Source organism: Burkholderia diffusa, from assembly GCF_902499115.1.
GTDB classification, from domain to species: domain Bacteria; phylum Pseudomonadota; class Gammaproteobacteria; order Burkholderiales; family Burkholderiaceae; genus Burkholderia; species Burkholderia diffusa.
The window spans coordinates 248,720-274,041 of the sequence record NZ_CABVPN010000003.1; the positions used below are offsets into that span (position 1 = coordinate 248,720).

23 protein-coding genes are annotated in these 25,322 nt (G+C 69.0%); 16 read left to right on the plus strand and 7 right to left on the minus strand.

Annotated features, from left to right (window positions below):
• Positions 1-44 precede the first annotated feature (44 nt).
• Positions 45-962 carry a LysR family transcriptional regulator gene (locus tag BTE28158_RS04660; protein ID WP_151051596.1) on the minus strand — a complete coding sequence of 306 codons (918 nt, stop codon included), beginning with the start codon at positions 960-962 and terminating at the stop codon, positions 45-47.
• Between the two features lie 124 nt (positions 963-1,086).
• Between BTE28158_RS04660 and BTE28158_RS04665 the strand changes: the two genes are divergently transcribed.
• The 8 genes from BTE28158_RS04665 (at position 1,087) to BTE28158_RS04700 (ending at position 8,101) form a co-directional block, all read left to right on the plus strand.
• Complete coding sequence (locus BTE28158_RS04665) at positions 1,087-2,343, plus strand: YbfB/YjiJ family MFS transporter (RefSeq protein WP_174919721.1); 1,257 nt, start codon at positions 1,087-1,089, stop codon at positions 2,341-2,343.
• A 121-nt stretch (positions 2,344-2,464) separates the two neighbouring features.
• Positions 2,465-3,001 (plus strand): NUDIX domain-containing protein, encoded by a 537-nt coding sequence (locus BTE28158_RS04670; protein ID WP_151052624.1) that lies wholly within the window; start codon positions 2,465-2,467, stop codon positions 2,999-3,001.
• Positions 3,002-3,140: 139 nt separating this feature from the next.
• Positions 3,141-3,578 (plus strand): acyl-CoA thioesterase, encoded by a 438-nt coding sequence (locus tag BTE28158_RS04675; RefSeq protein WP_059606502.1) that lies wholly within the window; start codon positions 3,141-3,143, stop codon positions 3,576-3,578.
• A gap of 12 nt (positions 3,579-3,590) precedes the next feature.
• Positions 3,591-4,526, plus strand: coding sequence for a branched-chain amino acid ABC transporter permease (locus tag BTE28158_RS04680; RefSeq protein WP_174919723.1), 936 nt, complete (start codon positions 3,591-3,593; stop codon positions 4,524-4,526).
• On the plus strand, positions 4,519-5,745 hold the full coding sequence (locus BTE28158_RS04685) for a branched-chain amino acid ABC transporter permease (protein ID WP_151050283.1): 1,227 nt from the start codon (positions 4,519-4,521) through the stop codon (positions 5,743-5,745). The genes BTE28158_RS04680 and BTE28158_RS04685 overlap by 8 nt, the downstream gene beginning before the upstream one ends.
• Positions 5,742-6,491 (plus strand): ABC transporter ATP-binding protein, encoded by a 750-nt coding sequence (locus BTE28158_RS04690; RefSeq protein WP_151050281.1) that lies wholly within the window; start codon positions 5,742-5,744, stop codon positions 6,489-6,491. Before BTE28158_RS04685 ends, BTE28158_RS04690 begins: the two co-directional genes overlap by 4 nt.
• Positions 6,488-7,192: an ABC transporter ATP-binding protein gene (locus BTE28158_RS04695; protein WP_151050279.1), complete on the plus strand. Its 705-nt coding sequence runs from the start codon at positions 6,488-6,490 to the stop codon at positions 7,190-7,192. The genes BTE28158_RS04690 and BTE28158_RS04695 overlap by 4 nt, the downstream gene beginning before the upstream one ends.
• A gap of 162 nt (positions 7,193-7,354) precedes the next feature.
• The gene (locus BTE28158_RS04700) at positions 7,355-8,101 is read left to right on the plus strand and encodes a glucose 1-dehydrogenase (RefSeq protein ID WP_151050277.1); all 747 of its coding nucleotides are present in this window, start codon (positions 7,355-7,357) and stop codon (positions 8,099-8,101) included.
• Between the two features lie 22 nt (positions 8,102-8,123).
• On the opposite strand, the gene BTE28158_RS04705 is transcribed toward BTE28158_RS04700, so the two are convergent.
• The 5 genes from BTE28158_RS04705 to BTE28158_RS04725 form a co-directional block, all read right to left on the minus strand.
• The gene (locus tag BTE28158_RS04705) at positions 8,124-8,618 is read right to left on the minus strand and encodes a heme-degrading domain-containing protein (RefSeq protein WP_151050275.1); all 495 of its coding nucleotides are present in this window, start codon (positions 8,616-8,618) and stop codon (positions 8,124-8,126) included.
• Positions 8,619-8,710: 92 nt separating this feature from the next.
• The gene (gene iolB / locus BTE28158_RS04710) at positions 8,711-9,529 is read right to left on the minus strand and encodes a 5-deoxy-glucuronate isomerase (RefSeq protein ID WP_124626534.1); all 819 of its coding nucleotides are present in this window, start codon (positions 9,527-9,529) and stop codon (positions 8,711-8,713) included.
• A 31-nt stretch (positions 9,530-9,560) separates the two neighbouring features.
• Complete coding sequence (gene iolE / locus BTE28158_RS04715) at positions 9,561-10,490, minus strand: myo-inosose-2 dehydratase (protein WP_151050273.1); 930 nt, start codon at positions 10,488-10,490, stop codon at positions 9,561-9,563.
• Between the two features lie 61 nt (positions 10,491-10,551).
• Positions 10,552-12,435, minus strand: coding sequence for a 3D-(3,5/4)-trihydroxycyclohexane-1,2-dione acylhydrolase (decyclizing) (iolD, locus tag BTE28158_RS04720; protein WP_124903700.1), 1,884 nt, complete (start codon positions 12,433-12,435; stop codon positions 10,552-10,554).
• Positions 12,436-12,481: 46 nt separating this feature from the next.
• Positions 12,482-14,440 carry a bifunctional 5-dehydro-2-deoxygluconokinase/5-dehydro-2-deoxyphosphogluconate aldolase gene (locus BTE28158_RS04725; RefSeq protein WP_059606522.1) on the minus strand — a complete coding sequence of 653 codons (1,959 nt, stop codon included), beginning with the start codon at positions 14,438-14,440 and terminating at the stop codon, positions 12,482-12,484.
• Positions 14,441-14,748: 308 nt separating this feature from the next.
• Between BTE28158_RS04725 and BTE28158_RS04730 the strand changes: the two genes are divergently transcribed.
• The 8 genes from BTE28158_RS04730 to BTE28158_RS04765 all read left to right on the plus strand — a co-directional run bounded on the left by BTE28158_RS04730 (position 14,749) and on the right by BTE28158_RS04765 (position 23,718).
• A complete protein-coding gene (locus BTE28158_RS04730) occupies positions 14,749-15,675 on the plus strand; it encodes a sugar ABC transporter substrate-binding protein (RefSeq protein ID WP_059681725.1) in 927 nt (308 codons plus the stop codon).
• A gap of 68 nt (positions 15,676-15,743) precedes the next feature.
• Complete coding sequence (locus tag BTE28158_RS04735) at positions 15,744-17,318, plus strand: sugar ABC transporter ATP-binding protein (protein WP_151050271.1); 1,575 nt, start codon at positions 15,744-15,746, stop codon at positions 17,316-17,318.
• A 27-nt stretch (positions 17,319-17,345) separates the two neighbouring features.
• A complete protein-coding gene (locus BTE28158_RS04740; protein WP_151050285.1) occupies positions 17,346-18,371 on the plus strand; it encodes an ABC transporter permease in 1,026 nt (341 codons plus the stop codon).
• 49 nt (positions 18,372-18,420) lie between these two features.
• The gene (locus BTE28158_RS04745; protein WP_151050269.1) at positions 18,421-19,332 is read left to right on the plus strand and encodes a sugar phosphate isomerase/epimerase family protein; all 912 of its coding nucleotides are present in this window, start codon (positions 18,421-18,423) and stop codon (positions 19,330-19,332) included.
• A gap of 59 nt (positions 19,333-19,391) precedes the next feature.
• Complete coding sequence (iolG, locus tag BTE28158_RS04750) at positions 19,392-20,405, plus strand: bifunctional inositol 2-dehydrogenase/D-chiro-inositol 1-dehydrogenase (RefSeq protein ID WP_059606532.1); 1,014 nt, start codon at positions 19,392-19,394, stop codon at positions 20,403-20,405.
• A gap of 39 nt (positions 20,406-20,444) precedes the next feature.
• A complete protein-coding gene (locus BTE28158_RS04755; protein WP_124903708.1) occupies positions 20,445-21,371 on the plus strand; it encodes a TIM barrel protein in 927 nt (308 codons plus the stop codon).
• A 32-nt stretch (positions 21,372-21,403) separates the two neighbouring features.
• Complete coding sequence (locus BTE28158_RS04760) at positions 21,404-22,576, plus strand: Gfo/Idh/MocA family protein (protein ID WP_151050267.1); 1,173 nt, start codon at positions 21,404-21,406, stop codon at positions 22,574-22,576.
• A gap of 257 nt (positions 22,577-22,833) precedes the next feature.
• Positions 22,834-23,718 carry a MurR/RpiR family transcriptional regulator gene (locus BTE28158_RS04765; RefSeq protein WP_124626518.1) on the plus strand — a complete coding sequence of 295 codons (885 nt, stop codon included), beginning with the start codon at positions 22,834-22,836 and terminating at the stop codon, positions 23,716-23,718.
• Between the two features lie 62 nt (positions 23,719-23,780).
• On the opposite strand, the gene BTE28158_RS04770 is transcribed toward BTE28158_RS04765, so the two are convergent.
• Positions 23,781-25,301: a CoA-acylating methylmalonate-semialdehyde dehydrogenase gene (locus tag BTE28158_RS04770; protein WP_151050265.1), complete on the minus strand. Its 1,521-nt coding sequence runs from the start codon at positions 25,299-25,301 to the stop codon at positions 23,781-23,783.
• Between the last annotated feature and the right edge of the window lie 21 nt (positions 25,302-25,322).

Here is a 25,322-nt window from a genome sequence, read left to right on the forward strand (position 1 = left end):
CGGTGCGCAGGATGAGCGCATGCCGGCGCGTCGGCGCGGCGGAATCAGGCCGGTAATGCCGTTGCCGGCAACGAGGGCGAATCTCCCGACTGCCGCGCGGCATCGCCGAGCGCATCGCGCAACGCGGCGAGTGCCGCCGACGCGTAACCGTGCCGCCACGCGAGCAGCGTGTCGATTGCTTCGAGTTCCGCGATCCTGTGGGCGGCGACGTTGCCGGTCTCGGGCTGAAGCTCGAGCACCGAGCGCGGCGCGACCGCGACGCCCGCACCGGCCGCGACGCACGCGACGATCGCGTGATACGAACCCAGTTCGAGCACGCGCGCGGGTTTCATCCCGTGCGCCGCATACCATCGCTCGACATACTTCCGGTACGTGCAGCCGCGCTCGAACGCGATCAGCGTCGGCAGGATCACGTCGCGCGGCGTGCGCACCGGCGGATGGCCGCGCGGCGTCAGCAGCACCAGGTCCTCGCGGAAGATGGGCACCGTCTCGAACGTGTCGGGCAGCGTGTCCGGCTCGGGCGGCCGCGCAAACAGCGCCGCGTCGACCTCGAAGTCGCGCACCTTGTCGATCAGCCAGCCGGTCGTGCCGGTCACGAGTTCCAGCGATACGTCGGGCCACGCATGGTGATAGCGCGCGAGCACGGCCGGCAGCCGGCTCGCGGCCGTGCTTTCCATCGTGCCGAGCCGCAGCCGCCCGCGCGGCGTGTCCTCGCGCACGGCGTCGCGCGCCTCGTCGGCAAGCTCGAGCAGCCGCTCCGCGTACGGCAGCAGCGTATGCCCGGCCGGCGTCAGCACGAGCCGGCGGCCGTCGCGCACGAACAGCGCCGCGCCGAGTTCCTCCTCGAGCTGCTTGATGCGCGTCGTTACGTTCGACTGCACGCGATTGAGCTTCACCGCCGCGCGCGTGATGCCGTTCTCGCGCACGACGGCCCGGAAAATCGCCAGCGCCGCCAGGTCCATGATTCTCTCCGTGAGATTGCTGGATTCTCAATTATTCGTTTTTAGAGAACGTTCGGTCAAGCTACGATACAAGCAATCCGATTCTCGTTCCGGCCGTTGCGCAACCCGCGCGGCCCATGCCGCCATGTCCCGTTCCGATGCTCCGAGCGCCGCCGGCGTACCCCTTTCCGATGACGCCGACCGTCGCGCCCGCGCGGTCGCGCTTGCCTGCATGATCGGGCTTGCCGTCGCGCTCGGCATCGGCCGCTTCGCGTTCACGCCGCTGCTGCCGCTGATGCTCGCCGACGGTTCGATCGGCCTGAAAGCCGGCAGCTGGCTCGCGTCGGCGAACTACGCGGGCTATTTCGTCGGCGCGGTCAGTTGCGCGGCGATGCGCGTCGCGCCCGCGCGAATGGTGCGCTTCGGGCTTGCCGCCACCGTGCTGCTGACCGCCGCGATGGGCGTCGGCCATGTGCTGCCGGTGTGGCTCGTGGTGCGCTTCGTCGCGGGCGTCGTCAGCGCATGGACGTTCGTATTCGTGTCGCAATGGGGGCTGCGGCGGCTCGCCGAACTGCACGCGCCCGAATGGAGCGGGGTGATCTACGCGGGGCCCGGTGTCGGCATCGTGCTGACGGGCCTGATCGGCAGCGCACTCGCCGGCCATCGCGCGGCGCCCGGCTGGCTCGGCTTCGCGGCGTTGTCGGCGGTGTTGTCGATCGCGATCTGGCGCACGTTCGGCAGCGCGCCGGTGCCGGCGGCGGCAGGCGCCACGTCAGCCGCGCCCGTCCTGCATGCGGCGACGGACGCGGCACCGCACGACGCGCGGCGCCATCGGGCCGACGCCGCATGGCTCGTCGTCCTGTACGGGATGCCGGGTTTCGGCTACATCATCACCGCGACGTTCCTGCCAGTGATCGCGCGCGCCGCGCTGCCGGCCGGCTCGCCGTGGCCGGACCTGTTCTGGCCGATGTTCGGCGCGGCGCTGATCGTCGGCGCGATCGCGGCCGCGCGGCTGCCCGGCCGCTGGGACAACCGGCTGCTGCTCGCCGCCGGTTGCGCGACGCAGGCGCTCGGGATCGCGGCGGGGATCGTGTGGCCGAATGCGGTGGGCTTCTCGATCGGGAGCGCGCTGCTCGGCCTGCCGTTCACCGCCATCACGCTGTTCGCGATGCGCGAGGCGCGGCGGCTGCACGGCGAACGCGCGGCCGGGCTGATGGGCTATGCGACCGCGTCGTACGGGGTCGGGCAGATTGTCGGCCCGCTCGTCGCGGCGCCGCTGACCGCGCGTTTCGGGTCGTTCTCGCCGGCGCTGTGGGTCGCGGCGGGTGCCTTGCTCGTCGGTGCCGCCGGCTTCGCGGCGACGGCCGCACGCGGGCGTGCGCAACCGAGCATGCAACCCTGACATCATCGGGGCCGGATCGTCAGCGACGCGGGCAAACTCGCTAGAATGAAGCCTTTCCTGCGCCGAGCGGGCGTGCGAGGCGGCTTGCCGGCCGCCGTCGGCGCCTGCCAGATCCCCATCGATGACCATCGCCGACTACCGTTTTTGCCCGCGCTGCGCGCGTCCGCTGACCGAGCGCGCCGATCCCGAACACGAGGGCGGGCGCGTCCGCCAGGCCTGCCCGGATGACGCGTGTGGCTACGTGCACTGGAACAACCCGCTGCCGGTGGTGGCCGCGATCGTCGAGCTCGACGGCAAGATCCTGCTCGCGCGCAATGCGGCCTGGCCGGAGGGGATGTTCGCGCTGATCACCGGTTTCCTCGAGAACGGCGAGACGCCCGAGGACGGCATCGCGCGCGAGGTGTTCGAGGAAACCGCGCTGAAGGCCGAGCAGGTCACGCTGGTCGGCGTCTATGAATTCATGCGCAAGAACGAGCTGATCATCGCGTACCACGTGCGCGCGTCGGGCACCGTCGCGCTGTCGCCGGAGCTGCTCGAATACCGGCTCGTCGAGCCGCCGTTGCTGCGCCCGTGGCGCGCCGGCACCGGCTACGCGCTGGCCGACTGGATGCGCGCGCGCGGCCTCGATTTCGAATTCGTCGATCGAGCTGGGCAGTGACGGGCCGCGCCGCTCCCGGAATGTCATCCGCCGCGCCGCGCGCGATCGCGACGCGGCATCCCGCCGTTGGCCGGCGCGCCGTCGCGAACGGCCACCGCGCGCCGTCCGCTGCGCCTTCTTCATCCTGACCGCCATCGCCATGTCCGACAAGCCGCAGCCGCGTTCCCGCGACGCCTATCGCCACTTCCTGCCGATCACGACCCGCTGGATGGACAACGACGTCTACGGGCACGTGAACAACGTCGTCTACTACAGCTACTTCGACACCGTCGTGAACGAATACCTGATCCGCGCGGGTGTGCTCGACGTCGAGCACGGGCAGACGATCGGGCTCGTGGTCGAGACGCAGTGCAACTACTTCGCGCCGCTCGTGTTTCCGCAGTCGGTCGATGCGGGGCTGCGCGTCGCGAAGCTCGGCACGTCGAGTGTGCGCTACGAGATCGGACTGTTCGCGGCTGGGGAAGCCGCGCCGGCCGCGCAAGGGCATTTCGTGCACGTGTACGTCGATCGCGGCACGCGCCGCCCGGTGCCGCTGCCCGACGCGCTGCGCGCGGCGCTCGAACCACTCGCCGGCTGACGGGCGCGCGGCGTGCACGCGTTCGCGCTCCAGGCGTTCAATGGCCTCAGCTACGGGTTGCTGCTGTTCATGCTGTCGGCTGGCCTCACGCTGATCTTCAGCGTGCAGGGCGTGCTCAACTTCGCGCACGCGAGCTTCTACATGCTCGGCGCATACATTGGATACAGCATCGCCGCCCGCGCGGGTTTCTGGGCCGCGCTCGCGCTCGCGCCGCTCGCGGTCGGGTTGCTCGGCGCCGGCTGCGAGCGCTGGCTGCTGCGCCGCGTACAGCCGCATGGACACACGAGCGAACTGCTGCTGACCGTCGGGCTCGCGTACCTGATCGGCGAGGGCGCGAAACTCCTGTGGGGCCTCGCGCCGCTGCCGGCGCCGGTGCCGCCGCTGTTCGACGGTGCGCCCGTGGCCGTGTTCGGCCTCGCGCTGCCGCGCTACCGGCTCTTCATGATGGCGATTGCCACGGCGATGCTGGTCGCGCTCGGCGCGCTGCTGCGCGCGTCGCGCATCGGGCTCGTCGTGCGCGCCGCGCTCACGCACCGCGCGGCCGTCGAGGCGCTTGGCTACGACGTGCCGGGCGTGATGACGGGGCTGTTCGGCGCCGGCACCGCGCTCGCGGCGCTGGCCGGCGTGATCGGCGCGCCGCTTGCGGTGATCGAACCGGCGCTGGCCGAGACCGTCGGGTCGGTGGTGTTCGCGGTCGTCGTGATCGGCGGGCTCGGCTCGCTCGGCGGCGCGTTCGTCGCGTCGCTTGCGGTCGGCTTCGCGCAGACCTTCGCGGCGGCCAGCGACACGTCGCTGCGCGACCTCGCGCAAGGGTCGGGTGTCGCGCTGCCCGACAGCGTCGCTGCCGTGTCGATCGCGCAGCTCGCACCGCTGGTCCCGTACCTGCTGCTCGTCGCGGTGCTGGTCGCCCGCCCGCGCGGACTGTTCGGCGAGCGTGTCGATGGCTAGCCGCGCACGGGCCGGCGCGCTGCGCTGGGTGCTGTTCGCCGCGTGCGTCGCGCTGCCCGCGTGGCTGTGGCCGCACGGCGCGGTGCTTGGCTATCTCGCACAGACGGCCGCGCTCGTCGTGCTCGCGCTGTCGTACAACCTGCAGCTCGGTACGACCGGGCTGCTGTCGTTCGGTCATGCAGCCTTCGCGGGCCTTGGCGCATTCGCCGCCGCGCATTGGTTCAATCATGTCGGCGGCCCGCTGCCGCTGTTGCCGCTCGTCGGCGGCGTGGCCGGCGCGGGCTTCGGGTTCATCGCCGGACTGCTCGCGACACGCCGCGCGGGCACCGTGTTCGCGATGATCACGCTCGGCCTCGGCGAGTGCGTCGCGGCTGCGGCGTGGAGCGTGCCGGCGTGGTTCGGCGGCCTCGGCGGCGTACCGATCGACCGCGCGAGCGGCACGCCTTTGGGCGGCTGGCATTTCGGCGCGCAAATGCAGGCCTACGCCGTGATTGCCGCATGGTGCATCGTCTCCGCGGTGGCGATGCACGCGCTGACGCGCACGCCGCTCGCGCGGCTCGCGAACGCGGTGCGCGACAACCCCGCGCGCGTTGCCGCGCTCGGCACCGAGCCGCGTCGCGTGCGGCTTGCGATGGTGACCTCCGCGTCGTTCTTCGCGGGCATTGCCGGCACGTTGACGCTGATCGACGTCGAGATCGCGACACCCGACAGCGTGTCGATGGCGCGTTCGGCGACCGTGCTGATTGCAGCAGTGATCGGCGGCACGGGCACATTCTTCGGGCCGGCGGCCGGCGCGGTGGTGCTGACCGCGCTGAGCGTCGTCGTCGCGGGCGTGTCGCGCGCATGGGCGCTGTATCTCGGCCTCCTGTTCGTCGCGGTCGTCGTCGCGGCGCCGCGCGGGATCGCGGGCATCGCGCAGACGCTGGCGCATGCGTTGCGCGGCGACGCACCTCCCGCCGAGCGCTGGCGCGTGCTGTGTGGCGTCGGCGCATGTGCGTTCTGGGCCGTCGCGATCGTCTGCGCGGCCGAGCTCGGCTATGCATGGCGCTTCGCGCAGGACGACGGCACGGGCATCGCGTTCGGCGCGTGGGGCATCGACGCCGATGCGCCGGCGGGCTGGGCCGTCGCATGCTCGGCGGCCGGCATCGGCACGTTGCTGTGGGGCTGGCGTGCACGGTTCCAGAGCCACGGGCAAGGCAAGCGGGGGGACGGGCGATGAGCGGCAGCGCGATCGAGTTGCACGGGATCGTACAGCGCTTCGGTGTGCAGACCGTGCTCGACGGCGTCGAGCTGAACGTCCCGGCCGGCGAGCGTCACGCGCTGATCGGGCCGAACGGCGCGGGCAAGTCGACGCTGTTCGGCGTGATCGCCGGCGCAACGCGGCCGACGCGCGGGCGCGTCCTGCTGCACGGCGTCGAGCTGCGCGGGCGCGGGCCGATCGTGGCGAGCCGGCTCGGCGTCGGCCGCAGTTTTCAGCAGACGAGCGTGTTCGCACGATTGAGCGTGTTCGACAACCTGCGCTGCGCGGCGCTGCATGCGCCGGCCGAGCGGCCGCGCTGGTGGAACCGGCTGCGCGAATCCGCGTCGGTCGATCGCGTGGCCGCGCGCGTGCTGGGCGACATCGGTCTCGATGGGCGGCGCGACACGCCGGCCGGCGAACTCGGCTATGCGGAACAGCGCGCGCTCGATCTCGGCATCGCGCTCGCGAGCGGCGCGCGCACGCTGCTGCTCGACGAACCGACGGCCGGCATGAACCGCGACCAGGCGGCGCGGATGATCGCGCTGATCCGTGCGACGACGCAGGGCCGCACGGTGTTGATGATCGAGCACGACATGGATGCGGTGTTCGGCTTCGCCGAGCGCATCACGGTGCTCGTGCGCGGCGCGGTGGTCGCAACCGGCGCGCCCGACGCGATCCGCGCGGACCGGGCCGTGCGCGCCGCCTATCTTGGCGAGGGCACATGAGCGTGCTGCTCGACATTCGCGGCCTGCGCGCGTGGTACGGGATGCAACCCGTGCTCGACGGTGTCGATCTCGCGCTCGCGCCTGGCGAGACGCTCGCGCTGCTCGGCCGCAACGGCTCGGGCCGCTCGACGCTCGCGAAGGCCGTGATGGGACTCGTGCGCACGGCGGGTTCGGTGCGCGTCGCCGGCGCCGAATGCGCGGGCGCGCGCACCTTCGAGATCGCGCGGCGCGGTGTCGCTTACGTTGCCGAAAGCCGCGACGTGTTTCCGCTACTGAGCGTGCGCGACAACCTGCGGCTCGGGCTGCGCGGCGTGCACGGCACGGCCGAACGCGCGGCGCTCGACCGGTTGCTCGCGCGCTTTCCGCTGCTGGCCGCGCGGGCGGACGTGAAGGCCGGACGGCTGTCGGGCGGCGAACAGCAGGTGCTCGCGCTGGTGCGCGCGCTCGCGGGCCGCCCGAGCGTGCTGATCGTCGACGAACCGGCCGAAGGGCTCGCGCCGCTCGCGGTCGACGAGGTGGGCGCCTGTCTCGCCGCGCTGCAGGCCGACGGCGTCGCGATCCTGCTGATCGAGCAGCGGCTGCAACTCGCGCCGCGGCTCGCGCGGCGCGTCGCGGTGATGGGGCGGGGACGGATCGTCTACGACGGCGCGCTCGACGGGCTCGGCGCCGACGTCGTCAGTGCGTGGCTGAGTGCCGGTTGAGCGCAAGCGCGCCGATTGTTCGGCAAACCCCGCCAGTCAATTCGTGCCGAGCCGCTTTATCGCCGTCGCGCGAACCGCGAATATTGCCAGCAAGGCCGACGCGCCGCGCACGCGGCAACCGGCCCTCATCCATCGAATGTCTTCCGACTGAGGAATGAAATCATGAGCAAGCTGACAGGCAAGGTAGCGATCGTCACGGGCGGGTCCAAGGGAATCGGCGCCGCGATCGCGAAGGCGCTGGCCGCCGAAGGCGCGTCGGTCGTCGTGAACTACGCGAGCAGCAAGGCCGGTGCCGACGCCGTCGTGAGCGCGATCGTCGAAGCGGGCGGCCGTGCGGTCGCGGTGGGCGGCGACGTGTCGAAGGCAACGGACGCGCAGCGCATCGTCGATGCCGCTATCGAAAACTATGGCCGTCTCGACGTGCTGGTCAACAACTCCGGCGTCTACGAGTTCGCGCCGATCGAGGCGATCACCGAAGAGCACTACCGCCGGCAGTTCGACACGAACGTGTTCGGCGTGCTGCTGACGACGCAGGCCGCCGTCAAGCATCTCGGCGAAGGCGCGAGCATCATCAACATCAGCTCGGTCGTGACGAGCATCACGCCGCCCGCGAGCGCCGTGTACAGCGGCACCAAGGGCGCCGTCGACGCGATCACCGGCGTGCTCGCGCTCGAGCTTGGCGCGCGCAAGATCCGCGTGAACGCGATCAACCCGGGCATGATCGTGACCGAAGGCACGCACAGCTCGGGCATCATCGGGTCGGATCTCGAGAAGCAGGTGCGCAGCGAGACGCCGCTCGGCCGCCTCGGCGAGCCGGACGACATCGCGTCGGTCGCCGTGTTCCTCGCATCGGACGACTCCCGCTGGCTGACCGGCGAGCGCCTCGTCGCGAGCGGCGGGCTGCACTGATCGCGCGAGTCGGCGCGGGCGGCTACGCGATCATCGCGAGCGCGTTCGCGCCGACATGCCAGCGCAGGCTCTCGATGACGAGTGCGTGATCGCGTGCGTCGTCGAGCCCTGCGATGGTCATCGCGCCGACGATGCCGCCGCCGGCAAGCCGCAACGGCACGCCGCCGCCATCGAGCGCATAGTCGGCGTCCGACAATCCCTGCGACTGCAACGACCAGCCGGCGCGGCGAAAGCGCGCGCCGACCTCGAACGAACTGACGCCAAAACGGAACACCGTGTTCTGTCGTCGGCGGATCGCGTCGCTGTCGTTGGCGCGGCTGCCGTCCAGCGCGCAATAGAACAGCGGCGCGGTTTCACCGACGATGCCGACCGCGATCGGCAGCCCGCGGCGCGCCGCGAGATTGACGGCGATGTCGCCGAGCCGGCGCGCGACGTCGGCATCGAAGTGCGACAGCATCGGTGTCGACGCGGTGTCGCAGATGGGCGCGGGTGCGAAGCGGGGGAAGGTGGTCGCCATGGCAACTCCGTGTCGTCGCAAATGCGGCTCACGCACGCGTTTTCATCCTGCGTCTCGCGCGCCGGCCGTCGATCGTTCAGCGCATCGATGCGTCAGCGCCCGGGTGCCGCGTCGAGCATCCATTCGTGCGCGGGGTCGTTCTTGAATGCCCACGCGCGGCTCGGCCCGGCCATCACGTTCAGGTAGTACAGGTTGTAGCCATGCGGCGCGACCACCGGGTGATAGCCGCGCGGCACCAGAACCACGTCGTGGTTCTCGACCGCGCACGCCTCGTCGAGGCTGCGGTCGTCCGTGTACACACGCTGAAACGCGAAACCCTGCGGCGGATCGATCCGGTGGTAATAGGTTTCCTCGAGCGACGTCTCGTCCGGCGCCGCGTCGCGATCGTGCTTGTGCGGCGGATAGCTGCTCGAGTGGCTCGCGGGCGTGATCACTTCGACGACGAGCAGCCGGTCGGCGGCCGGATTGTCGCCCATCAGGATGTCGCACACGTAGCGCGTGTTGGTGCCGTGCCCGCGCACCGCGCGCCGCATCCGTTCGCCGTCGAGGCGCTGCACGCGCTTGTCGCCGCTCGCGTAAGGCGCGGTGCACAGCGCGACTTCCGCATCGCGCGTCGCGACCAGCGTGACGGTCTTGCCGCCCGGCACGTACAGCGCGTCCGGCGACACTTCCTCGAACACGCTGTCGCGCTTGCCGAGCGCATCGTACGTCTCGCCGTCGACTTGCGCGCGCAGCGTACCGGTGAGCACGACGACGCACAGTTCGCGCGCGCCGGTATCGAGCGTTTCGGTGTCGCCGGCCTTCAGGCGCAGCGCGCGAAAGCCGACATGTTTCCAGCCGGCCGACTCGGGCGTCACGTTGCAGATTTCGCGGTCGGCGGATGCTTTGACCAGCAGGGGAGAAATCGTCATGGAACGGGGCTCCGCAATGGGGTGACAGGGCTTACGCGCTCAACTGGTCGACGATCGCGCGCAGCGATTCGTAGCCCTTCTTCGCGTACTGATAGCTCGGCGCGACGGCCGGGTCCTGCTCGGCTTCGACCACGAGCCAGCCTTCGTAGCCGGCGTCCTTCAGCGTGCGAAGCGTCGCTTCGTAATCGAGCGCGCCGTCGCCCGGCACCGTGAAGGTGCCGTTGATCACGCCGTTCAGGAAGCTCCAGCCGCCGTTGCGCGCCTGCGTGACGACCTGCGGCCGCACGTCCTTGCAGTGCACGTGCACGACGCGCGACACGTGCTTCTTCAGCAGTGCGACGGGATCGGCCGCGCCGCCGAAATACGCGTGACCCGTGTCGAACAGCAGGAATACCTTCGCCGGATCGGTCAGCGCCATCAGCCGGTCGACGTCGGCGGGCGATTCGACGTAAGCGCCCATGTGGTGATGGTAGGCGAGCTTGATCCCGTAGGTCTCGAGCAGGTGCGCGCCGAATGCGTCGAGGCGTGCCGCATAGCGTCGCCAGGCTTCATCGTCGACGAAACGCGGACGCTTCGCGACCGGCGTGTCGATGCGGCCCTGGATCGTGCCCGCACATTCGCCGTACACCGCGACCTTCACGTCGTTGAACTGCAGCTTCGTCATGTGCGCGCGGCAGCGCTCGATTTCGGCGGCGAGCGCATCGGCGTCGCTCATGCCCGGTTCGACTTCCGCGAGGAAGCCCGAATACCAGCCCGACACGCATACGAGCCCGAATTCGGCGAGCTTCGCCTTCAGCTCGGGGCCCGTCTTCGGAAACTTGTTGCCAAGCTCGAAGCCCGCATAGCCGATTTCGGCGCCTTCCTTCAGCGCCGTCTCGAGCGGCGTCTCGCCGCCGAGCGACGGCAGGTCGTCGTTCATCCACGACAGGGGATTGATACCGATGCGAACGTTCCAGCTCATGACTTGCTTCCTTGGTTCGAATGTTGTTGTCGCGGGGCGGCGGATTGAAACGGAAAGCGGGTCAGCGCCGCTGCCGGGTCTTCGCGTCGAGATACGCGCGATGCGCATCGTCGACGCCGGCGCGCGCGGACACTTGCGGCACCGCGACTTCCCACCACGCGCCGCCGTCCGCGGTCGTGCGCTCGTGCGTCGTGTCGATCACGATGACCTGGCTCGTCTTCGCCGCGCGCGCACGCTTCATTTCGCCGCGCAGCTCGCCGACGTCGCGCACGTGCACGGCTTCGGCGCCCATCGCGCGCGCATGCATCGCGAAGTCGATCGTCGAGCGTTCGCCGCCCTCGGGCACGCAGTCGTCGAGCATGTTGTTGAAGCTCGCGCCGCCGCAGTTCAGTTGCAGCCGCTCGATGCAGCCGTAGCCGCGGTTGTCGAGGATCACGACGATGATCTTGCGGCCGAGCATCACGGACGTCGCGAGCTCCGCGTTGAGCATCATGTACGAGCCGTCGCCGACGATCACGATCACTTCGCGCTCGGGCCGCGCGAGCTTCGCGCCGAGGCCGCCCGCGACCTCGTAGCCCATGCACGAGTACGCGTAGTCCATGTGATAGTTGCCCGGCACGCCGCTGCGCCACAGCTTGTGCAGCTCGGCTGGCAGCGTGCCGGCCGCGCACACGACGAGATCGTCGCGCGCGCTGTCGTGCCCCGCGTCGGCCGCGGAGTCGCGCACCGCGCCGATCACTTCCGCGTCGTACGGCAGCGTGTCCTTCGGCACGCGCGTGGTCAGCTCGGTCACGCGCGCGTTCCACGCGGCGGCCTGGTCGCGGTTCGCGGCGGTCCACGCCGCATCCGCCTGCCAGCCCGCGAGCGCGGCCGACAGCTGGCCGAGGCCGGTGCGCGCGTCGGCGATCAATTGCCGGCCGCGTTTCTTGCCCGCGTCGAACGGCTGCACGTTCAGGCTCAGCAGCGTCGCGTTGCCGAATAGCGCGTGCGAGCCGGTCGTGAAGTCCTGCAGGCGCGTGCCGACCGCGAACACCACGTCGGCCTGTGCGGCCGCGCGGTTCGCGGCAGGCGAGCCCGTCACGCCGATCGAGCCGAGGTTCAACGGGTGGTCCCACGCGAGGCTGCCCTTGCCGGCCTGCGATTCGGCGACCGGCACGCCATGCGTGTCGGCGAACGTGCGCAGCGCGTCCCATGCCTGGCTGTACAGCACGCCGCCGCCGGCGACGATCAGCGGCTTCTTCGCGGCCTTCAGCACGTCCAGCGCATCCGCGAGTTCGAGCGAGTCCGCGGGCGGCCGGCGCGTCCGGATCACTGGCGGCGCGAAGAAATCCTCCGGCCAGTCGTACGCGAAGGTCTGCACGTCCTGCGGCAGCGCGAGACACACGGGTCCGCACTGTGCGGGATCGGTCATCACCTGGATCGCGCGCGGCAGCGCCACGAGCAACTGTTCCGGCGACGTGATCCGGTCGAAGTAGCGCGTCACCGGCCGGAAGCAGTCGTTCGCGCTGACGTCGCCCTGTTCGAAATCCTCGACCTGCTGCAGCACCGGGTCGGGCAAGCGCGACACGAACACGTCGCCGGGCAGCAGCAACAGCGGCAGCCGGCCGACGTGCGCGAGCGCGGCGGAGGTCAGCATGTTGGTCGCGCCGGGGCCGATGCTCGACGTCGCCGCCATCATCCGCTGGCGGAAATTCGCTTTCGCGAACGCGACGGCCGCATTCGCCATGCCTTGCTCGTTGTGCGCGCGGAACGTCGGCAGCCGGTCCTTTTCGGCGTGCAGCGCTTCGCCGAGCCCGGCCACGTTGCCGTGCCCGAAGATCGCGAAGACGCCGCCGCAGTACGGCAGGATCTCGGTGCGGCCGTCCGGCTGGACGACTTCGGCGCGCAGGGCGGCCAGGTAGCGCACGAGCGCCTGGCTGACGGTCAGTCTCACGGTGGTGGTCATCGTCTGTCGATCAAGAGGAGTCGGGTGGTCGTCACGGACATCTGCATCAGGCTGCTGCCGCGGTGCGCGCGGCGGCACGGCGGCCGAGCCAGGCGTCGACCAGCTGCGCGAAATTGCCGGCCACTTCGTCGATCAGCGCCTGGTCGTCGATCCGGCCGGCGAGCCAGTGCAGCGACGCGTCGGCCCACAGCGTACGGCCGACCATGAAGCCCTTGACGATCGGATTGGTCGCCGAGCGGAAGCTGTCGACGAGATACTGCAGCGGCTGGTTCAGCCCGAGGATCACCGCGCCGCGGCAGTACGGGTCGCGCTCGGCAACCAGCGTCTCGAGCCGCGCCCAGCCGTCGGCGCTCATCGGCGCGAGCTTCCACCACTCGGGCATCACGCCGAGGTTGTAGAAGCGCGCGACCGTGCGCAGCACCGCGTCGTCCTCGGTGCCGGCCGGCGTGACCGCGCGCGGCGGAATGATTTCCAGCAGCAACTCGTTGCCGCTCGCGCGCGTGGCTTCCCACAGCTCCAGCACGCGCTGCTCCTGCGCGACGCGCAGGTCGACGTCGTCATCGGGGTGGTAGTGGACGAGGCACTTCACGACCTGCTCGGTCGGCCAGTGCGTGAGCGACGAGCCGACCGAGCGCGTGTCGTCGAAACACAGCGGCCGCGAGCCGGGCAGTTCGACCGGGCGGCCGACCCACCAGCCGCGGCCGGTGGCCGACGCGAGCGCGTCGCTGCCGTACGCGCCGCCGTCGATCAGCACGCCGACATGGCCTTCGATATGGCGATCGCGCTCGACCTGTTCGGCCGCGCGCACGAGCAGGCGCTTCAGCGTCTTGATGCGCGCCTCGTCCGCGCCGGCCTGCACCGCGAGTTCGTAGAACTGGCTGCGATGGTCGAACGCCATCACGCACAGGTCGTCCCATTCGCGGCGCGGCACCGTCACGCGATGCAGGTGCGCGAGCGTGCGATCGGCGTCCACCCGCGGATTGCGGCTGCCGCCGAACCAGTGTGCGAGCTCGGCAGGCGTCGGCATCGCGGCCGAACACGCGTGGCGCGACACGACGATCGCGCCGCACGCATTCGCGATGCGCGTCGATTCGGCCCAGTCGCGCCCGCGCAGCAGCCCGGACAGCAGGCCCGACAGGAACGCGTCGCCCGCGCCGAGGACGTTCAGCACTTCGACGCGTTCGCCATGGAAGGTCGGCGCATCCTCGATGCGTGCGGGGATGTCGCCCTCGATCACGCAGCAGCCGAGCGCACCGCGCTTGACCACCAGCGCCGCGCCGCTCGCGCGGCGCACGGCCTGCAGCGACGCGATCAGGTCGTGCGGCACGCCGCCCGCGATCAGGAATTCTTCCTCGGTGCCGACCAGCAGATCGAATTCGCCGAGCACCTGCTGCAACTGCCGTGTGACCTGCGCGTCCGGCACGTAACGGTTTTCGCCCGCGCCGCGCGCGGTCAGCCCCCACAGCACCGGCCGGTAATCGATGTCGAGGATCCGCACGACGCCGTGGCGGCGCGCGTAGCCGAGCGCGGTCAGCGATGCCTCGCGGGTGCCCGGCGTCGACAGATGGGTGCCCGTGATCGCGAGCGCGCGGCAACCGGCGATGAAGTCCTCGCGGATCTCGTCGGCGCGCACGGCCATGTCCGCGCAATTCTCGCGTACGAACAGCAGCGGGAACGTGTCGCGATCCTTCAGACCGAGCAGCACCAGCGCGGTCAGCCGTTCCGGATCCGTCTGCAGCTGGCTCGTGTCGCAGCCTTCGCGCTCGAGCGTCTCGCGCACGAAGCGGCCCATCTGCTCGTCGCCGACGCGCGAGATCATCGCGGTCTTCAGCCCGAGCCGGGCGACGCCGAACGCGACGTTGCCCGACGAGCCGCCGAGATACATCTGGAAGCTGCGCGCGTCTTCCAGGCGGCTGCCGTACTGTTGCGCGTAAAGGTCCACGGCGACGCGGCCGAGGCAGGCGAGATCGACGGGGCGGTCAGTCGGAAAGTTCAACGGGCTCATATCACGTATCACGCTCGCGGCCGGCGTTCGACCATGCCGGCGGATTGGGGACCGATCCAGCGACGGATCTTCGTCGCATGTCACGACGCGACGCGAATGCGCCTGCCGCAACGACTCGGGCTACGGAACGGAGTCTAGACTTTTTGGAAATCCAGTTCCCTAGGTGAAATCACGTAGAAATAAATTTCCAAATGTTCGAGGAAGTGATCTACAGTTTCATCCGGATGCTTCAGTCCGTTATCGGACTCGGCCCGGCGGCGCGCAACGCGCCGTTTTCCGCCCCCCGGAGATGAGGAGACAGAGTGATCATGAAGACCAAGCTGATGGCCGCCGCGGCCGCCGCGATCCTGGCCATGCCGCTCGCGCATGCCGAGAAGATCGGCGTGACGATGGCATCGTTCGACGACACGTTCCTGACGATCCTGCGCAACAGCATCGCCGATTCGGCGAAGAAGGACGGCGCGACCGTACAGATCGAGGACGGCGGCAACGACGTCGGCAAGCAGTTGAGCCAGGTCCAGAACATGATCGCGCAGAAGGTCGACGCGATCATCGTGAATGCGGTCGACACCGACGCGACGCCGAAGATCACGAAGATGGTGACCGCCGCGAAGATTCCGCTCGTCTACGTGAACCGCAAGCCGGTCGATTTCGACAAGTTGCCGGCCGGCGTCGCGGTGGTCGCGTCCGACGAGAAACAGTCCGGCACGCTGCAGGCGCGCCAGGTGTGCAAGCTGCTCGGCGGCAAGGGCGACATCCTCGTGCTGATGGGCGAGCTGTCCAACGAGTCGGCCCGCGCCCGCACCAAGGACATCGAGGACGTGATCGCGACCAAGGACTGTTCCGGCATGAAGATCGTCGACAAGCGCGAAGGCAAGTGGAGCCGCACGCAGGGCCAGGACATCACGATGAACTGGCTGAGCTCCGGGACGAAGTTCGACGCGATCGTGTCGAACAACGACGAAATGGCGATCGGCGCGATCAACGCGCTGAAGGCCGCGCGCAAGCTGACGCCGAAAACGGTCGTCGCGGGCATCGACGCGACGCCGGACGGGCTCGCGGCGATGAAGAGCGGCGACCTGAAGGTGTCCGTGTACCAGAACGCGGCCGGGCAGGGTGCGCAGGCTGTCGCGACCGCGCTGAAGCTCGCGAAGAAGCAGCCGGTCGACCGCTACGTGAACGTGCCGTTCGAGCTCGTCACGCCCGAGAACATGAACCAGTACGCGAAGCACTGACCGGTTTTTCCGCTGAACTGCGCGGGCCCGGCGCGTCCGGGTTCGCGTGTGAATTTCGAGGAACGTCCATGTTTACAGCCAGGATGGCGCGCTCGATGGCCAGCGAAAGCGCGCCGGCCGCCTCGTTCGCCGCATCGGGTTCGTCCGCTGCGCCCGTCGACGATTGCCTGCTGGAGGTGCGCGGCGTCGGCAAGTCGTTTCCCGGCGTCGTCGCGCTCGACGGCGTGCAGTTCCGCGTGCGCCGCGGCACCGTGCATGCGCTGATGGGCGAGAACGGCGCCGGCAAGTCGACGCTGATGAAGATCATCGCCGGCGTCTACACGCCTGACCAGGGCGAGATCCTGATCAACGGCGAGCCGGTCGTGCTGAGCGGCCCGCTCGACGCGCTCGATCGCGGGATCGCGATGATCCACCAGGAACTCAACCTGATGCCGTACATGACGGTCGCGGAGAACATCTGGATCCGCCGCGAACCGAAGAACCGCTTCGGCCTGATCGATCACGCCGAGCTGCGCCGCCGCACCGCCGCGCTGTTCGAGCGGCTGTCGATCGACATCGACCCTGAAGCCGACGTGCGCACGCTGACGGTCGCGAGCCGCCAGATGGTCGAGATCGCGAAGGCCGTGTCGTTCGACTCGGACGTGCTGATCATGGACGAGCCGACTTCCGCGCTGACCGACAAGGAGGTCACACACCTGTTCCGGATCATTCGCCAGCTGCGCGAGCAGGGCAAGGGCATCGTCTACATCACGCACAAGATGAACGAGCTGTTCGAGATCGCCGACGAATTCTCGGTGTTCCGCGACGGCAAGTACATCGGCACGCATGCGTCGACCGACGTCACGCGCGACGACATCATCCGGATGATGGTCGGCCGCGAGATCACGCAGATGTTCCCGAAGGACGAGGTGCCGATCGGCGACGTCGTGCTGGCCGTGAAGAACCTCGGCGTCGACGGCGTGTTCCGCGACGTCAGCTTCGAGCTGCGCGCGGGCGAGATCCTCGGTGTGGCGGGCCTCGTCGGCTCGGGGCGCTCGAACGTCGCGGAGGCGCTGTTCGGCGTCGTGCCGGCGACCACGGGCGAGATCCGGATCGACGGCAAGCCGGTGCGAGTTTCCACGCCCGCGCAGGCGATGAAGCACGGGATGGCGTTCCTCACCGAGGACCGCAAGGACACCGGCTGCTTCCTGAATCTCGACCTGCTCGCGAACATGGAAGCGGCGGTGCTCAGCCATCGCTACGTGAAGTTCAATTTCGTGCGGCAGGCGCAGTTGAAGCGCGACTGCGAGGAAATGAGCCGGATGTTGCGCGTGAAGACGCCGGGGCTGCACGAGGAAATCCAGAACCTGTCGGGCGGCAACCAGCAGAAGGTGCTGATCGGCCGGTGGTTGCTGACGCAACCGCGCATCCTGATCCTCGACGAGCCGACGCGCGGGATCGACGTCGGCGCGAAGGCCGAGATCCACCGGCTCGTCAGCGCGCTCGCCGGCAAGGGCGTCGCGGTTCTGATGATCTCGTCGGAAATGCCGGAAGTGCTCGGCATGAGCGACCGCGTGATGGTGATGCACGAAGGCCGGATGACCGGCATCGTCGAGCGCAAGGACGCCGACCAGGTCCGCATCATGGACCTGGCCTCGCGCTGAGCCGCAACAAGCATGGAGACAACTGAAATGGGCAACCTGAATCCGGTCGCGGACGCGCAGTCCATGACGATCAAGACGCGGCACGCGAAGTGGCCGCCCGAGCTGAGCATCTTCCTGGTGCTGGTGGGCATCAGCCTGTTCTTCGAGGTGATCGGCTGGCTCGTCGTCGGCCAGAGCTTCCTGTTCAACGCCGAGCGGCTCGAGATCATCGTGTTGCAGATGGCCGTGATCGGCATCATCGCGGTCGGCGTGAACCTCGTGATCATCACCAGCGGGATCGACCTGTCGTCGGGGTCGGTCGTCGCCGCGGCGGCCGTCGTGTCGGCCAGTCTCGCACAGGTATCCGATTTTCCGCGCGCGGTGTTCCCGCACCTGACCGACCTGCCGATCATCTGGCCGGTGCTGGCCGGCGTGTGCGTCGGCCTGCTGGTCGGCCTCCTGAACGGCTCGCTGATCGCGCTGACGGGAATCCCGCCGTTCATCGCGACGCTCGGCACGATGGTTGCCGCGCGCGGCTTCGCGAAGTGGTTCACCAACGGGATGCCGGTGTCGATGCTGACCGACCAGTTCGCGGCGATCGGCGCGGGGGCGAACCCGGTCATCATCTTCGTCGTGGTGGCCGCGATCTTCCACGTCGTGCTGCGCTACACGCGCTTCGGCAAGTACACGTACGCGATCGGCGCGAACCGTCACGCGGCCGTCGTGTCGGGCATCAACGTCACGCGTCACCTGGTGTTCGTCTATGCGATCGCGGGCCTCTTGAGCGGCATTGCCGGCACCGTGACGGCCGCGCGTGCGATCTCCGGCCAGTCGGGCATGGGCGTGATGTACGAGCTCGACGCGATCGCGGCCGTCGTGATCGGCGGCACGTCGCTGTCGGGCGGTCTCGGGCGCGTGACGGGCACCGTGATCGGCGTGCTGATCCTCGGCGTGATGACGTCGGGCTTCACGTTCATCCGGATCGACGCGTATTACCAGGAGATGGTCAAGGGCGCGATCATCGTCGCGGCCGTGATCGCCGACCAGTATCGCAACAAGAAGAAGCGCCGCTGAGCGCACGCCTGCGCTCGCGTCAGCCACCCCCATTCGCGAAGGAAGCCCGATGAAGATTGCGCTGGATCCCTACATGATTCGCCACCTGCCGCTCGACCGGCTGCCGCACGCGGTGGCCGAGCTCGGCTACGACCAGATCGAGTTGTCGCCGCGCAGCGACTTTCTCGACTGGTGGGTGATGCCGCGTGCGACCCGCGAGCGCATGGCCGCGTTCCGCCAGGCGATGCGCGCAAGCGGCGTCGGCCTCGCGTCGCTGCAGCCGATGTACCGCTGGGCGAGCCCGTTCGACGACGAGCGGCAATGGGCCGTGCGGTGCTGGAAGAAGGCGATCGAGGTGGCGGTCGAGATGGAGTGCGCGCTGATGGTGTCGGAGTTCGGGCGCGGCGCGTCGCCCGAGCGCTCGGTCGGCGAGCGGCCGGGGGCGAACCCGAAGGAGCTGTGCGAGGCCGCATGGTTCCGGTCGATGGACGAACTGCTGCCGATTCTGGAGCGCGAACGCATCGTGCTGTCTGTCGAGCCGCATCCGGAGGACTGGATCGAGCAGCTGCAGCCGGCGATCGACATCGTCACGAACCTCGGCTCGCCGTCGCTGAAGCTGTCGTACATCGCGCCGCACACGTTCTACTACGGCGACGACATGGCCGCGATGATCGCGCAGGCCGCGCCGATCCTCGCGCACGCGCGCGTGGCCGATACGTTCGACCACCGCAAGAGCAGCCAGCTGCGCTACATCGTGAACCCGCCCGGTTCGAACCAGGTCCGTGTGCACCAGCATCTCGACATCGGGCAGGGCGAGATCGACTGGGACGAGTTTTTCCGCGCGCTCGGCACCGCCGGCTTCGACGGCGTGATGTCGTCGTGCGTGTTCGCGTGGGAGGACCGCGCGGAAGCATCGTCGCGCTACATGCGCGACACCATCCAGCGCTACGTCGATCGCCATTTCGACCGCACCGCGCGCTGACCGATTGTTGACCGGCGCGGCACGGGCCGCGCCGCTGATGAACGACTGGAGACTCGTAGATGACCTTGCAAATCGGCGTGATCGGCTGCGGCGCGATCGGCCAAGACCATATCCGCAGACTGACCCGCACGCTGTCCGGCGCGCGCGTCGTGGCCGTCAACGACATCGATCCGCAGCAGGCGCGCGACGCGGTGACGAAGTACGGGCTCGATGCGGAGATCTACGGCGACGGCCACGAGGTCGTCGCGGCCGCCGACGTGCAGGCCGTGCTCGTCACGTCGTGGGGGCCGACGCACGAAGCGTTCGTGCTCGACGCAATCGCGCACGGCAAGCCGGTGTTCTGCGAGAAGCCGCTGGCCGTCACGGCCGACGGCTGCATGCGGATCGTCGAAGCCGAAGTCGCGCACGGCAAGCGGCTCGTGCAGGTCGGCTTCATGCGGCCGTACGACGAAGGCTACCGCGCGCTGAAGCGCGTGATCGACAGCGGCGAAATCGGCGCACCGTTGATGCTGCATTGCGCGCACCGCAACCAGTCGGTCGGCGAGCGCTACACGACCGACATGGCGATCACCGACACGCTGATCCACGAACTCGACGTGTTGCGCTGGCTGCTCGGCGAGGATTACACGAGCGCGCAGGTCGTCTATCCGAAGAAGACGCGCCATGCGTTAGCGCATCTCGCCGATCCGCAGATCGTGCTGCTCGAAACCGCGAGCGGCGTGCGCATCGACGTCGAGGTCTTCGTGAACTGCCAGTACGGCTACGACATCCAGTGCGAGGTGGTCGGCGAGCAGGGCATCGCAAAGCTGCCCGATCCGCCGGCCGTCGGGCTCAAGCATGCGGCACGGCAGTCGGTCGAGATCATGACCGACTGGAAGGAGCGCTTCATCGCGTCGTACGACGTCGAGCTGCAGGCGTTCATCGACGGCGTGCGGCAGGGCGCGCTGACCGGGCCGTCCGCGTGGGACGGCTACGCAGCGGCGGTCGCGGCCGATGCGTGCGTGCGCGCACAGAAGAGCGGCGCGGTCGAACCGATCGCGATGGCCGACCGTCCCGCGTTCTATCGCGGCTGATCCGCGGCCACCCGCCGCTTGTCTAACGGACCGACCGACATGACGATGAAGATTGGCTGCGCACCGTGCTGCTGGGGTGTCGACGACGTGAAGAACCCGCACCTGCCGCCGTGGCGGCAGGTGCTCGCCGAGGCCGCGCAGGCCGGTTACTCGGGCATCGAGCTGGGGCCCTACGGCTACATTCCGCTCGAACTGGACGTGGTGAGCGCCGAGCTCGAGCAGCAACGCCTGAGCATCACCGCCGGCACGATCTTCGACGATCTCGTGTCGCCGGAGAACCTGCCGAACCTGCTGCGCCAGACCCGCGACATCTGCGCGCTGATCACGCGGCTGCCCAGGCTGCCGACGCAGGACGGCCAGCGCCATGCGGCGCCGTACCTGGTCGTGATGGACTGGGGCCACGAGGAACGCGACTACGCGGCCGGCCACGGCGATCGTGCGCCGCGGCTGTCGGACGAGCGCTGGTCGACGATGGTCGACCATATCCGGCAGATCGCGACGATCGCGCGCGACGAGTTCGGCGTGCGCGCGGTGATTCATCCGCACGCGGGCGGCTACATCGAGTTCGCGGACGAGATCGACCGGATCGTCGCGGACATTCCGGCCGACACGGCCGGCCTCTGTCTCGACACGGGCCACCTGTACTACTCGGGCATGGAGCCGGAAGCCTGGCTGCGCCGTCACGCGGCGCGCGTCGACTACGTGCATTTCAAGGATATCGACGCGGCGGTGTACGACGCGGTGATGGGCGAGCACATCGCGTTCTTCGCCGCGTGCGCGCGCGGCGTGATGTGCCCGATCGGCACCGGCGTGCTCGACTACCGCGCGATCCGCCAGGCGCTCGACGAGATCGGCTACGCCGGTTACATCACGATCGAGCAGGAGCGCGACCCGCGCAACGCCGGCACGAGCCTGCGCGACGTCGCCGCGAGCCGCGCGTTTCTCGCGTCGGCCGGTTTTGCATGATCTTATGAACACGTACCAGGAACACCACCATCATGATTGACGGACAGATTCTGCTCGGGCATTCGATTCCCTGGGGCATGGTCGGCGGCGGCCTCGGCAGCCAGATCGGCTATAGCCACCGATCGGCCGCATTGCGCGACGGCAGTTTCCAGCTGGTCGCCGGCGCGTTCGACATCGATGCCGAGCGCGGCCGGCAATTCGGCGTGAAGCTCGGTGTCGACGCGCAACGCTGCTATTTCGACTACCGGACGATGTTCGAAGCCGAGGCGAAGCGCGCCGACGGCATCCGCGCGGTGTCGATCGCGACGCCGAACAACACGCACTTCGAGATCTGCCGCGCGGCGCTGAGCGCTGGGCTGCACGTTGTCTGCGAGAAGCCGCTGTGCTTCACGACCGAGGAAGCCGAGGCACTGCAGCGGCTGTCGGTCGAGAAGAATCGAATCGTCGGCGTCGCGTACGGTTATTCCGGACACCAGATGATCGAGCAGGCGCGCGAGATGATCGCGCGCGGCGATCTCGGCGAGATCCGCATCGTGCAGATGCAGTTCGCGCACGGCTTCCACAGCGAGGGCGTCGAGGCCGCGAGCGCGGCTGCACGCTGGCGCGTCGACCCGAAGTTCGCGGGCCCGAGCTACGTGCTCGGCGACATCGGCACCCATCCGCTGTACATCTCGGAAGTGATGGCGCCGGAACTGAAGATCAAGCGGCTGATGTGTTCGAGGCAGAGCTTCGTGAAGAGCCGCGCGCCGCTCGAGGACAACGCGTTCACGATCATGGAATACGACACCGGCGCGATCGGCTACGTCTGGTCGAGCGCGGTGAACGCGGGGTCGATGCACGGACAGAAGGTGCGCGTGATCGGGTCGAAGGCGAGCGTCGAATGGTGGGACGAGCATCCGAACCAGTTGCGCTACGAAATCCAGGGGCAGCCCGCGCAGGTGCTCGATCGCGGAATGGGGTATCTGCATCCGCAGGCATTGCGCGAGGATCGCATCGGCGCCGGGCATCCGGAAGGGCTGTTCGAAGCGTGGTCGAACCTGTACGCGCGCTTCGCGCTCGCGATGGACGCCGCCGATCGCGGCGACGGGCAGGCGTTGGAGGCCATCCATTTTCCGGACGTCCGCGCGGGTGTCGAGGGCGTGCGATGGGTCGAGAACTGCGTGCGCTCCGCCGATGCGGGCGGCGTGTGGGTCGACTATCGTTGAGCGATGGAGGGGCGATGCCGGCATCGGCGTCGGTGAACGCCCTAGTCTTTACGCCGGGGCAAGCACGTTGGAAAATCGTTTCCAGCCAAGCCGTGGAGCGTGTGCAGGTGATGATCGAGCGCGTGGGAGCGAGCGTGCGGCGCGGTCCGTGCCGCAAACGTGATTAAATTCGCCCTTCATGCATGTGTACAGGTGAGTCCCGGGCGGCGTGCGTCGGTATCGCGCGCGCATCGGGGCCGTCAATTTCGCGCTATCCGATGAGTTCATCCGAGAAACCTCCCGCCACCGTCGAGCAGTTCCTGCAGCATCTGACGCAGGAGTACGACGGCCTCAGCAATCGCCTGAAGGTGATCGCGCGTCACGTGGAAACGAATCGGGATCAGCTTGGCCTGGAAGGCATCCAGTCGCTCGCGGAGGCGTGCGGGGTCCAGCCGTCGGCCGTCGTGCGGTTCGCGAAGCATTTCGGCTTTTCCGGCTTCTCCGAGATGCAGCGATTGTTCCGCGAGGGCCTGGCCCAGCAGATCGCGCCGGGCCGCGCGTACAACCTGCGATTGCGCGACGTCATCGAATCGGGCTCGTCGAGCCTGCAGCCCGAGCAGATCGCCGACGAATTCATCAAGGGCAGCATTGCCGGGATGCAGCAGCTGCGGCAGACGCTCGACCCGCAGGCGCTCGCGCAGGCCGTCGACCTGCTCGCCGACACGCAGGCAATCTGGATCGCCGGCTCGCGCCGCGCGTTTCCGATCGCCGTCTATCTCGACTACGCGCTGCAGCACACCGACAAGCGCATCGGCCTGTTCAGCGCGCTCGGCAGCATGCATCTCGGGCAGATCCGGTCGGTGCGCGAAGGCGACGTGATGATCGTGATCTCGTTCATGCCGTACGCGGAAGAGACGGTGCAGGTCGCGCAGCAGGCCGTGCAGCGCGGCGCGCGCCTGATCGCGATCACCGACAGCCGGATGAGCCCGCTGGCGCGGGATGCCGAGGTGACGCTGATGGTGCAGGACAGCGCGACGTTCGGGTTCCGTGCGCTGACCGCGACGATGGGCCTCGCGCAGAGCCTGTTCGTGGCGCTCGCATACCGGCTCGAGCTGTCGTACCTGCCGACCGCCGACGGAGCGCACGGCACGAAGGCCGGCTGACACCGGCCTTCCGCATGCCTGCCGCCCGCGGGCACATCCGGCGGGCGGCATACCCATCGCGCTTACTTCGCGGTCGGCATCGCGAACTCGGCACCCTTGCCGATGCTTGACGACCAGCGCTGCATCACCGACTTCTGGCGCGTGTAGAAGCGCACGCCTTCCTCGCCGTATGCATGCATGTCGCCGAACAGGCTCTTCTTCCAGCCGCCGAAGCCGTGCCATGCCATCGGCACCGGGATCGGCACGTTGATGCCGACCATGCCGACCTGGATGCGCCGCGCGAATTCGCGCGCGATGCCGCCGTCGCTCGTGAAGCACGACACGCCATTGCCGAACTCGTGCGCGTTGATCAGGTCGACCGCTTCGCCGAAGTCCTTCACGCGCACGCAGCCGAGCACGGGCCCGAAGATTTCTTCCTTGTAGATGCGCATGTCGGGCGTCACATGATCGAACAGCGTGCCGCCGGTGAAGAAGCCTGCCTCGCGGCCCGGCACGCGCAGCCCGCGCCCGTCGACCACCAGTTGCGCGCCTTCGCTCACGCCTTGCTCGATATAGCCTTCGATGCGCTTCAGCGCTTCGCCGGTGACGATCGGGCCCATCTCGACTTCCGGCGACATCCCGTCGCCGATCACCAGCGCGCGCGCGCGCTCGGCGACCGCCTGCACGATCTTGTCGGCCACGTCGCCGACCAGCACCGCGATGCTGATCGCCATGCAGCGTTCGCCCGCCGAGCCGTACGCGGCGCCGATCAGCGCGTCGACCGCCTGCTCGATGTTCGCGTCGGGCATCACGACGAGGTGGTTCTTCGCGCCGCCGAGCGCCTGCACGCGCTTGCCCGACTGCACCGCGCGCTGCTGCACGTAGGCCGCGATCGGCGTCGAGCCGACGAAGCTGACGGCTTGCACATCCGGATGGTCGAGCAGCGCGTCGACCGCGCCCTTGTCGCCCTGCACGACGTTGAACACGCCGGCGGGCAGGCCGGCCTGCGTCAGCAGGTCGGCCATGAACAGCGCCGCCGACGGGTCGCGTTCGCTCGGCTTCAGCACGAACGTGTTGCCCGTCGCGAGCGCGACCGGGAACATCCAGCACGGCACCATGCAGGGGAAGTTGAACGGCGTGATCCCGGCGACAACGCCGAGCGGCTGGCGCATCGTCCAGTTATCGATGCCGGTGCTGACCTGATCGGTGAAGTCGCCCTTCAGAAGCTGCGGCACGCCGCATGCGAATTCGATGATGTCGATGCCGCGCGCGACTTCGCCCTGCGCGTCGGAGAACACCTTGCCGTGCTCGGCCGTGATGATCGCGGCGAGCGCGTCGCGGTGTTCATTCATCAACTGCAGGAAGCGGTGCAGCACGCGTGCGCGGCGGATCGGCGGCGTCTCGGCCCAGGCCGGGAACGCGGCGTGAGCGGACGCGACGGCTTTCTGCACCTCGTCGTCGCCGGCGAGCGCGACGCGGCGCACCGCGCGGCCGAGCGCCGGATTGAGGACGTCCTGGAAGCGGCCGCTGCGGCCGGCAACGGGCGCGCCGTCGACATAGTGGCCGACGTCGGCGTCGGACGTGTAGGCGGGAACCGGGTTCATCGTGTCTCCAGAGGATGGGGG

Coding starts and splice junctions, on each gene's coding strand:
- iolG (WP_059606532.1), top strand. CDS start 19,392: ATGACCTTGCAAATCGGCGTGATCGGCTGCGGCGCGATCGGCCAAGAC.
- BTE28158_RS04700 (WP_151050277.1), top strand. CDS start 7,355: ATGAGCAAGCTGACAGGCAAGGTAGCGATCGTCACGGGCGGGTCCAAG.
- BTE28158_RS04765 (WP_124626518.1), top strand. CDS start 22,834: ATGAGTTCATCCGAGAAACCTCCCGCCACCGTCGAGCAGTTCCTGCAG.
- BTE28158_RS04695 (WP_151050279.1), top strand. CDS start 6,488: ATGAGCGTGCTGCTCGACATTCGCGGCCTGCGCGCGTGGTACGGGATG.
- iolD (WP_124903700.1), bottom strand. CDS start 12,435: ATGACCACCACCGTGAGACTGACCGTCAGCCAGGCGCTCGTGCGCTAC.
- BTE28158_RS04755 (WP_124903708.1), top strand. CDS start 20,445: ATGACGATGAAGATTGGCTGCGCACCGTGCTGCTGGGGTGTCGACGAC.
- iolB (WP_124626534.1), bottom strand. CDS start 9,529: ATGACGATTTCTCCCCTGCTGGTCAAAGCATCCGCCGACCGCGAAATC.
- BTE28158_RS04745 (WP_151050269.1), top strand. CDS start 18,421: ATGAAGATTGCGCTGGATCCCTACATGATTCGCCACCTGCCGCTCGAC.
- BTE28158_RS04725 (WP_059606522.1), bottom strand. CDS start 14,440: ATGAGCCCGTTGAACTTTCCGACTGACCGCCCCGTCGATCTCGCCTGC.
- BTE28158_RS04665 (WP_174919721.1), top strand. CDS start 1,087: ATGTCCCGTTCCGATGCTCCGAGCGCCGCCGGCGTACCCCTTTCCGAT.
- BTE28158_RS04690 (WP_151050281.1), top strand. CDS start 5,742: ATGAGCGGCAGCGCGATCGAGTTGCACGGGATCGTACAGCGCTTCGGT.
- BTE28158_RS04735 (WP_151050271.1), top strand. CDS start 15,744: ATGTTTACAGCCAGGATGGCGCGCTCGATGGCCAGCGAAAGCGCGCCG.
- BTE28158_RS04705 (WP_151050275.1), bottom strand. CDS start 8,618: ATGGCGACCACCTTCCCCCGCTTCGCACCCGCGCCCATCTGCGACACC.
- BTE28158_RS04675 (WP_059606502.1), top strand. CDS start 3,141: ATGTCCGACAAGCCGCAGCCGCGTTCCCGCGACGCCTATCGCCACTTC.
- BTE28158_RS04740 (WP_151050285.1), top strand. CDS start 17,346: ATGGGCAACCTGAATCCGGTCGCGGACGCGCAGTCCATGACGATCAAG.
- BTE28158_RS04660 (WP_151051596.1), bottom strand. CDS start 962: ATGGACCTGGCGGCGCTGGCGATTTTCCGGGCCGTCGTGCGCGAGAAC.
- BTE28158_RS04670 (WP_151052624.1), top strand. CDS start 2,465: ATGACCATCGCCGACTACCGTTTTTGCCCGCGCTGCGCGCGTCCGCTG.
- BTE28158_RS04685 (WP_151050283.1), top strand. CDS start 4,519: ATGGCTAGCCGCGCACGGGCCGGCGCGCTGCGCTGGGTGCTGTTCGCC.
- BTE28158_RS04730 (WP_059681725.1), top strand. CDS start 14,749: ATGAAGACCAAGCTGATGGCCGCCGCGGCCGCCGCGATCCTGGCCATG.
- BTE28158_RS04760 (WP_151050267.1), top strand. CDS start 21,404: ATGATTGACGGACAGATTCTGCTCGGGCATTCGATTCCCTGGGGCATG.
- iolE (WP_151050273.1), bottom strand. CDS start 10,490: ATGAGCTGGAACGTTCGCATCGGTATCAATCCCCTGTCGTGGATGAAC.
- BTE28158_RS04770 (WP_151050265.1), bottom strand. CDS start 25,301: ATGAACCCGGTTCCCGCCTACACGTCCGACGCCGACGTCGGCCACTAT.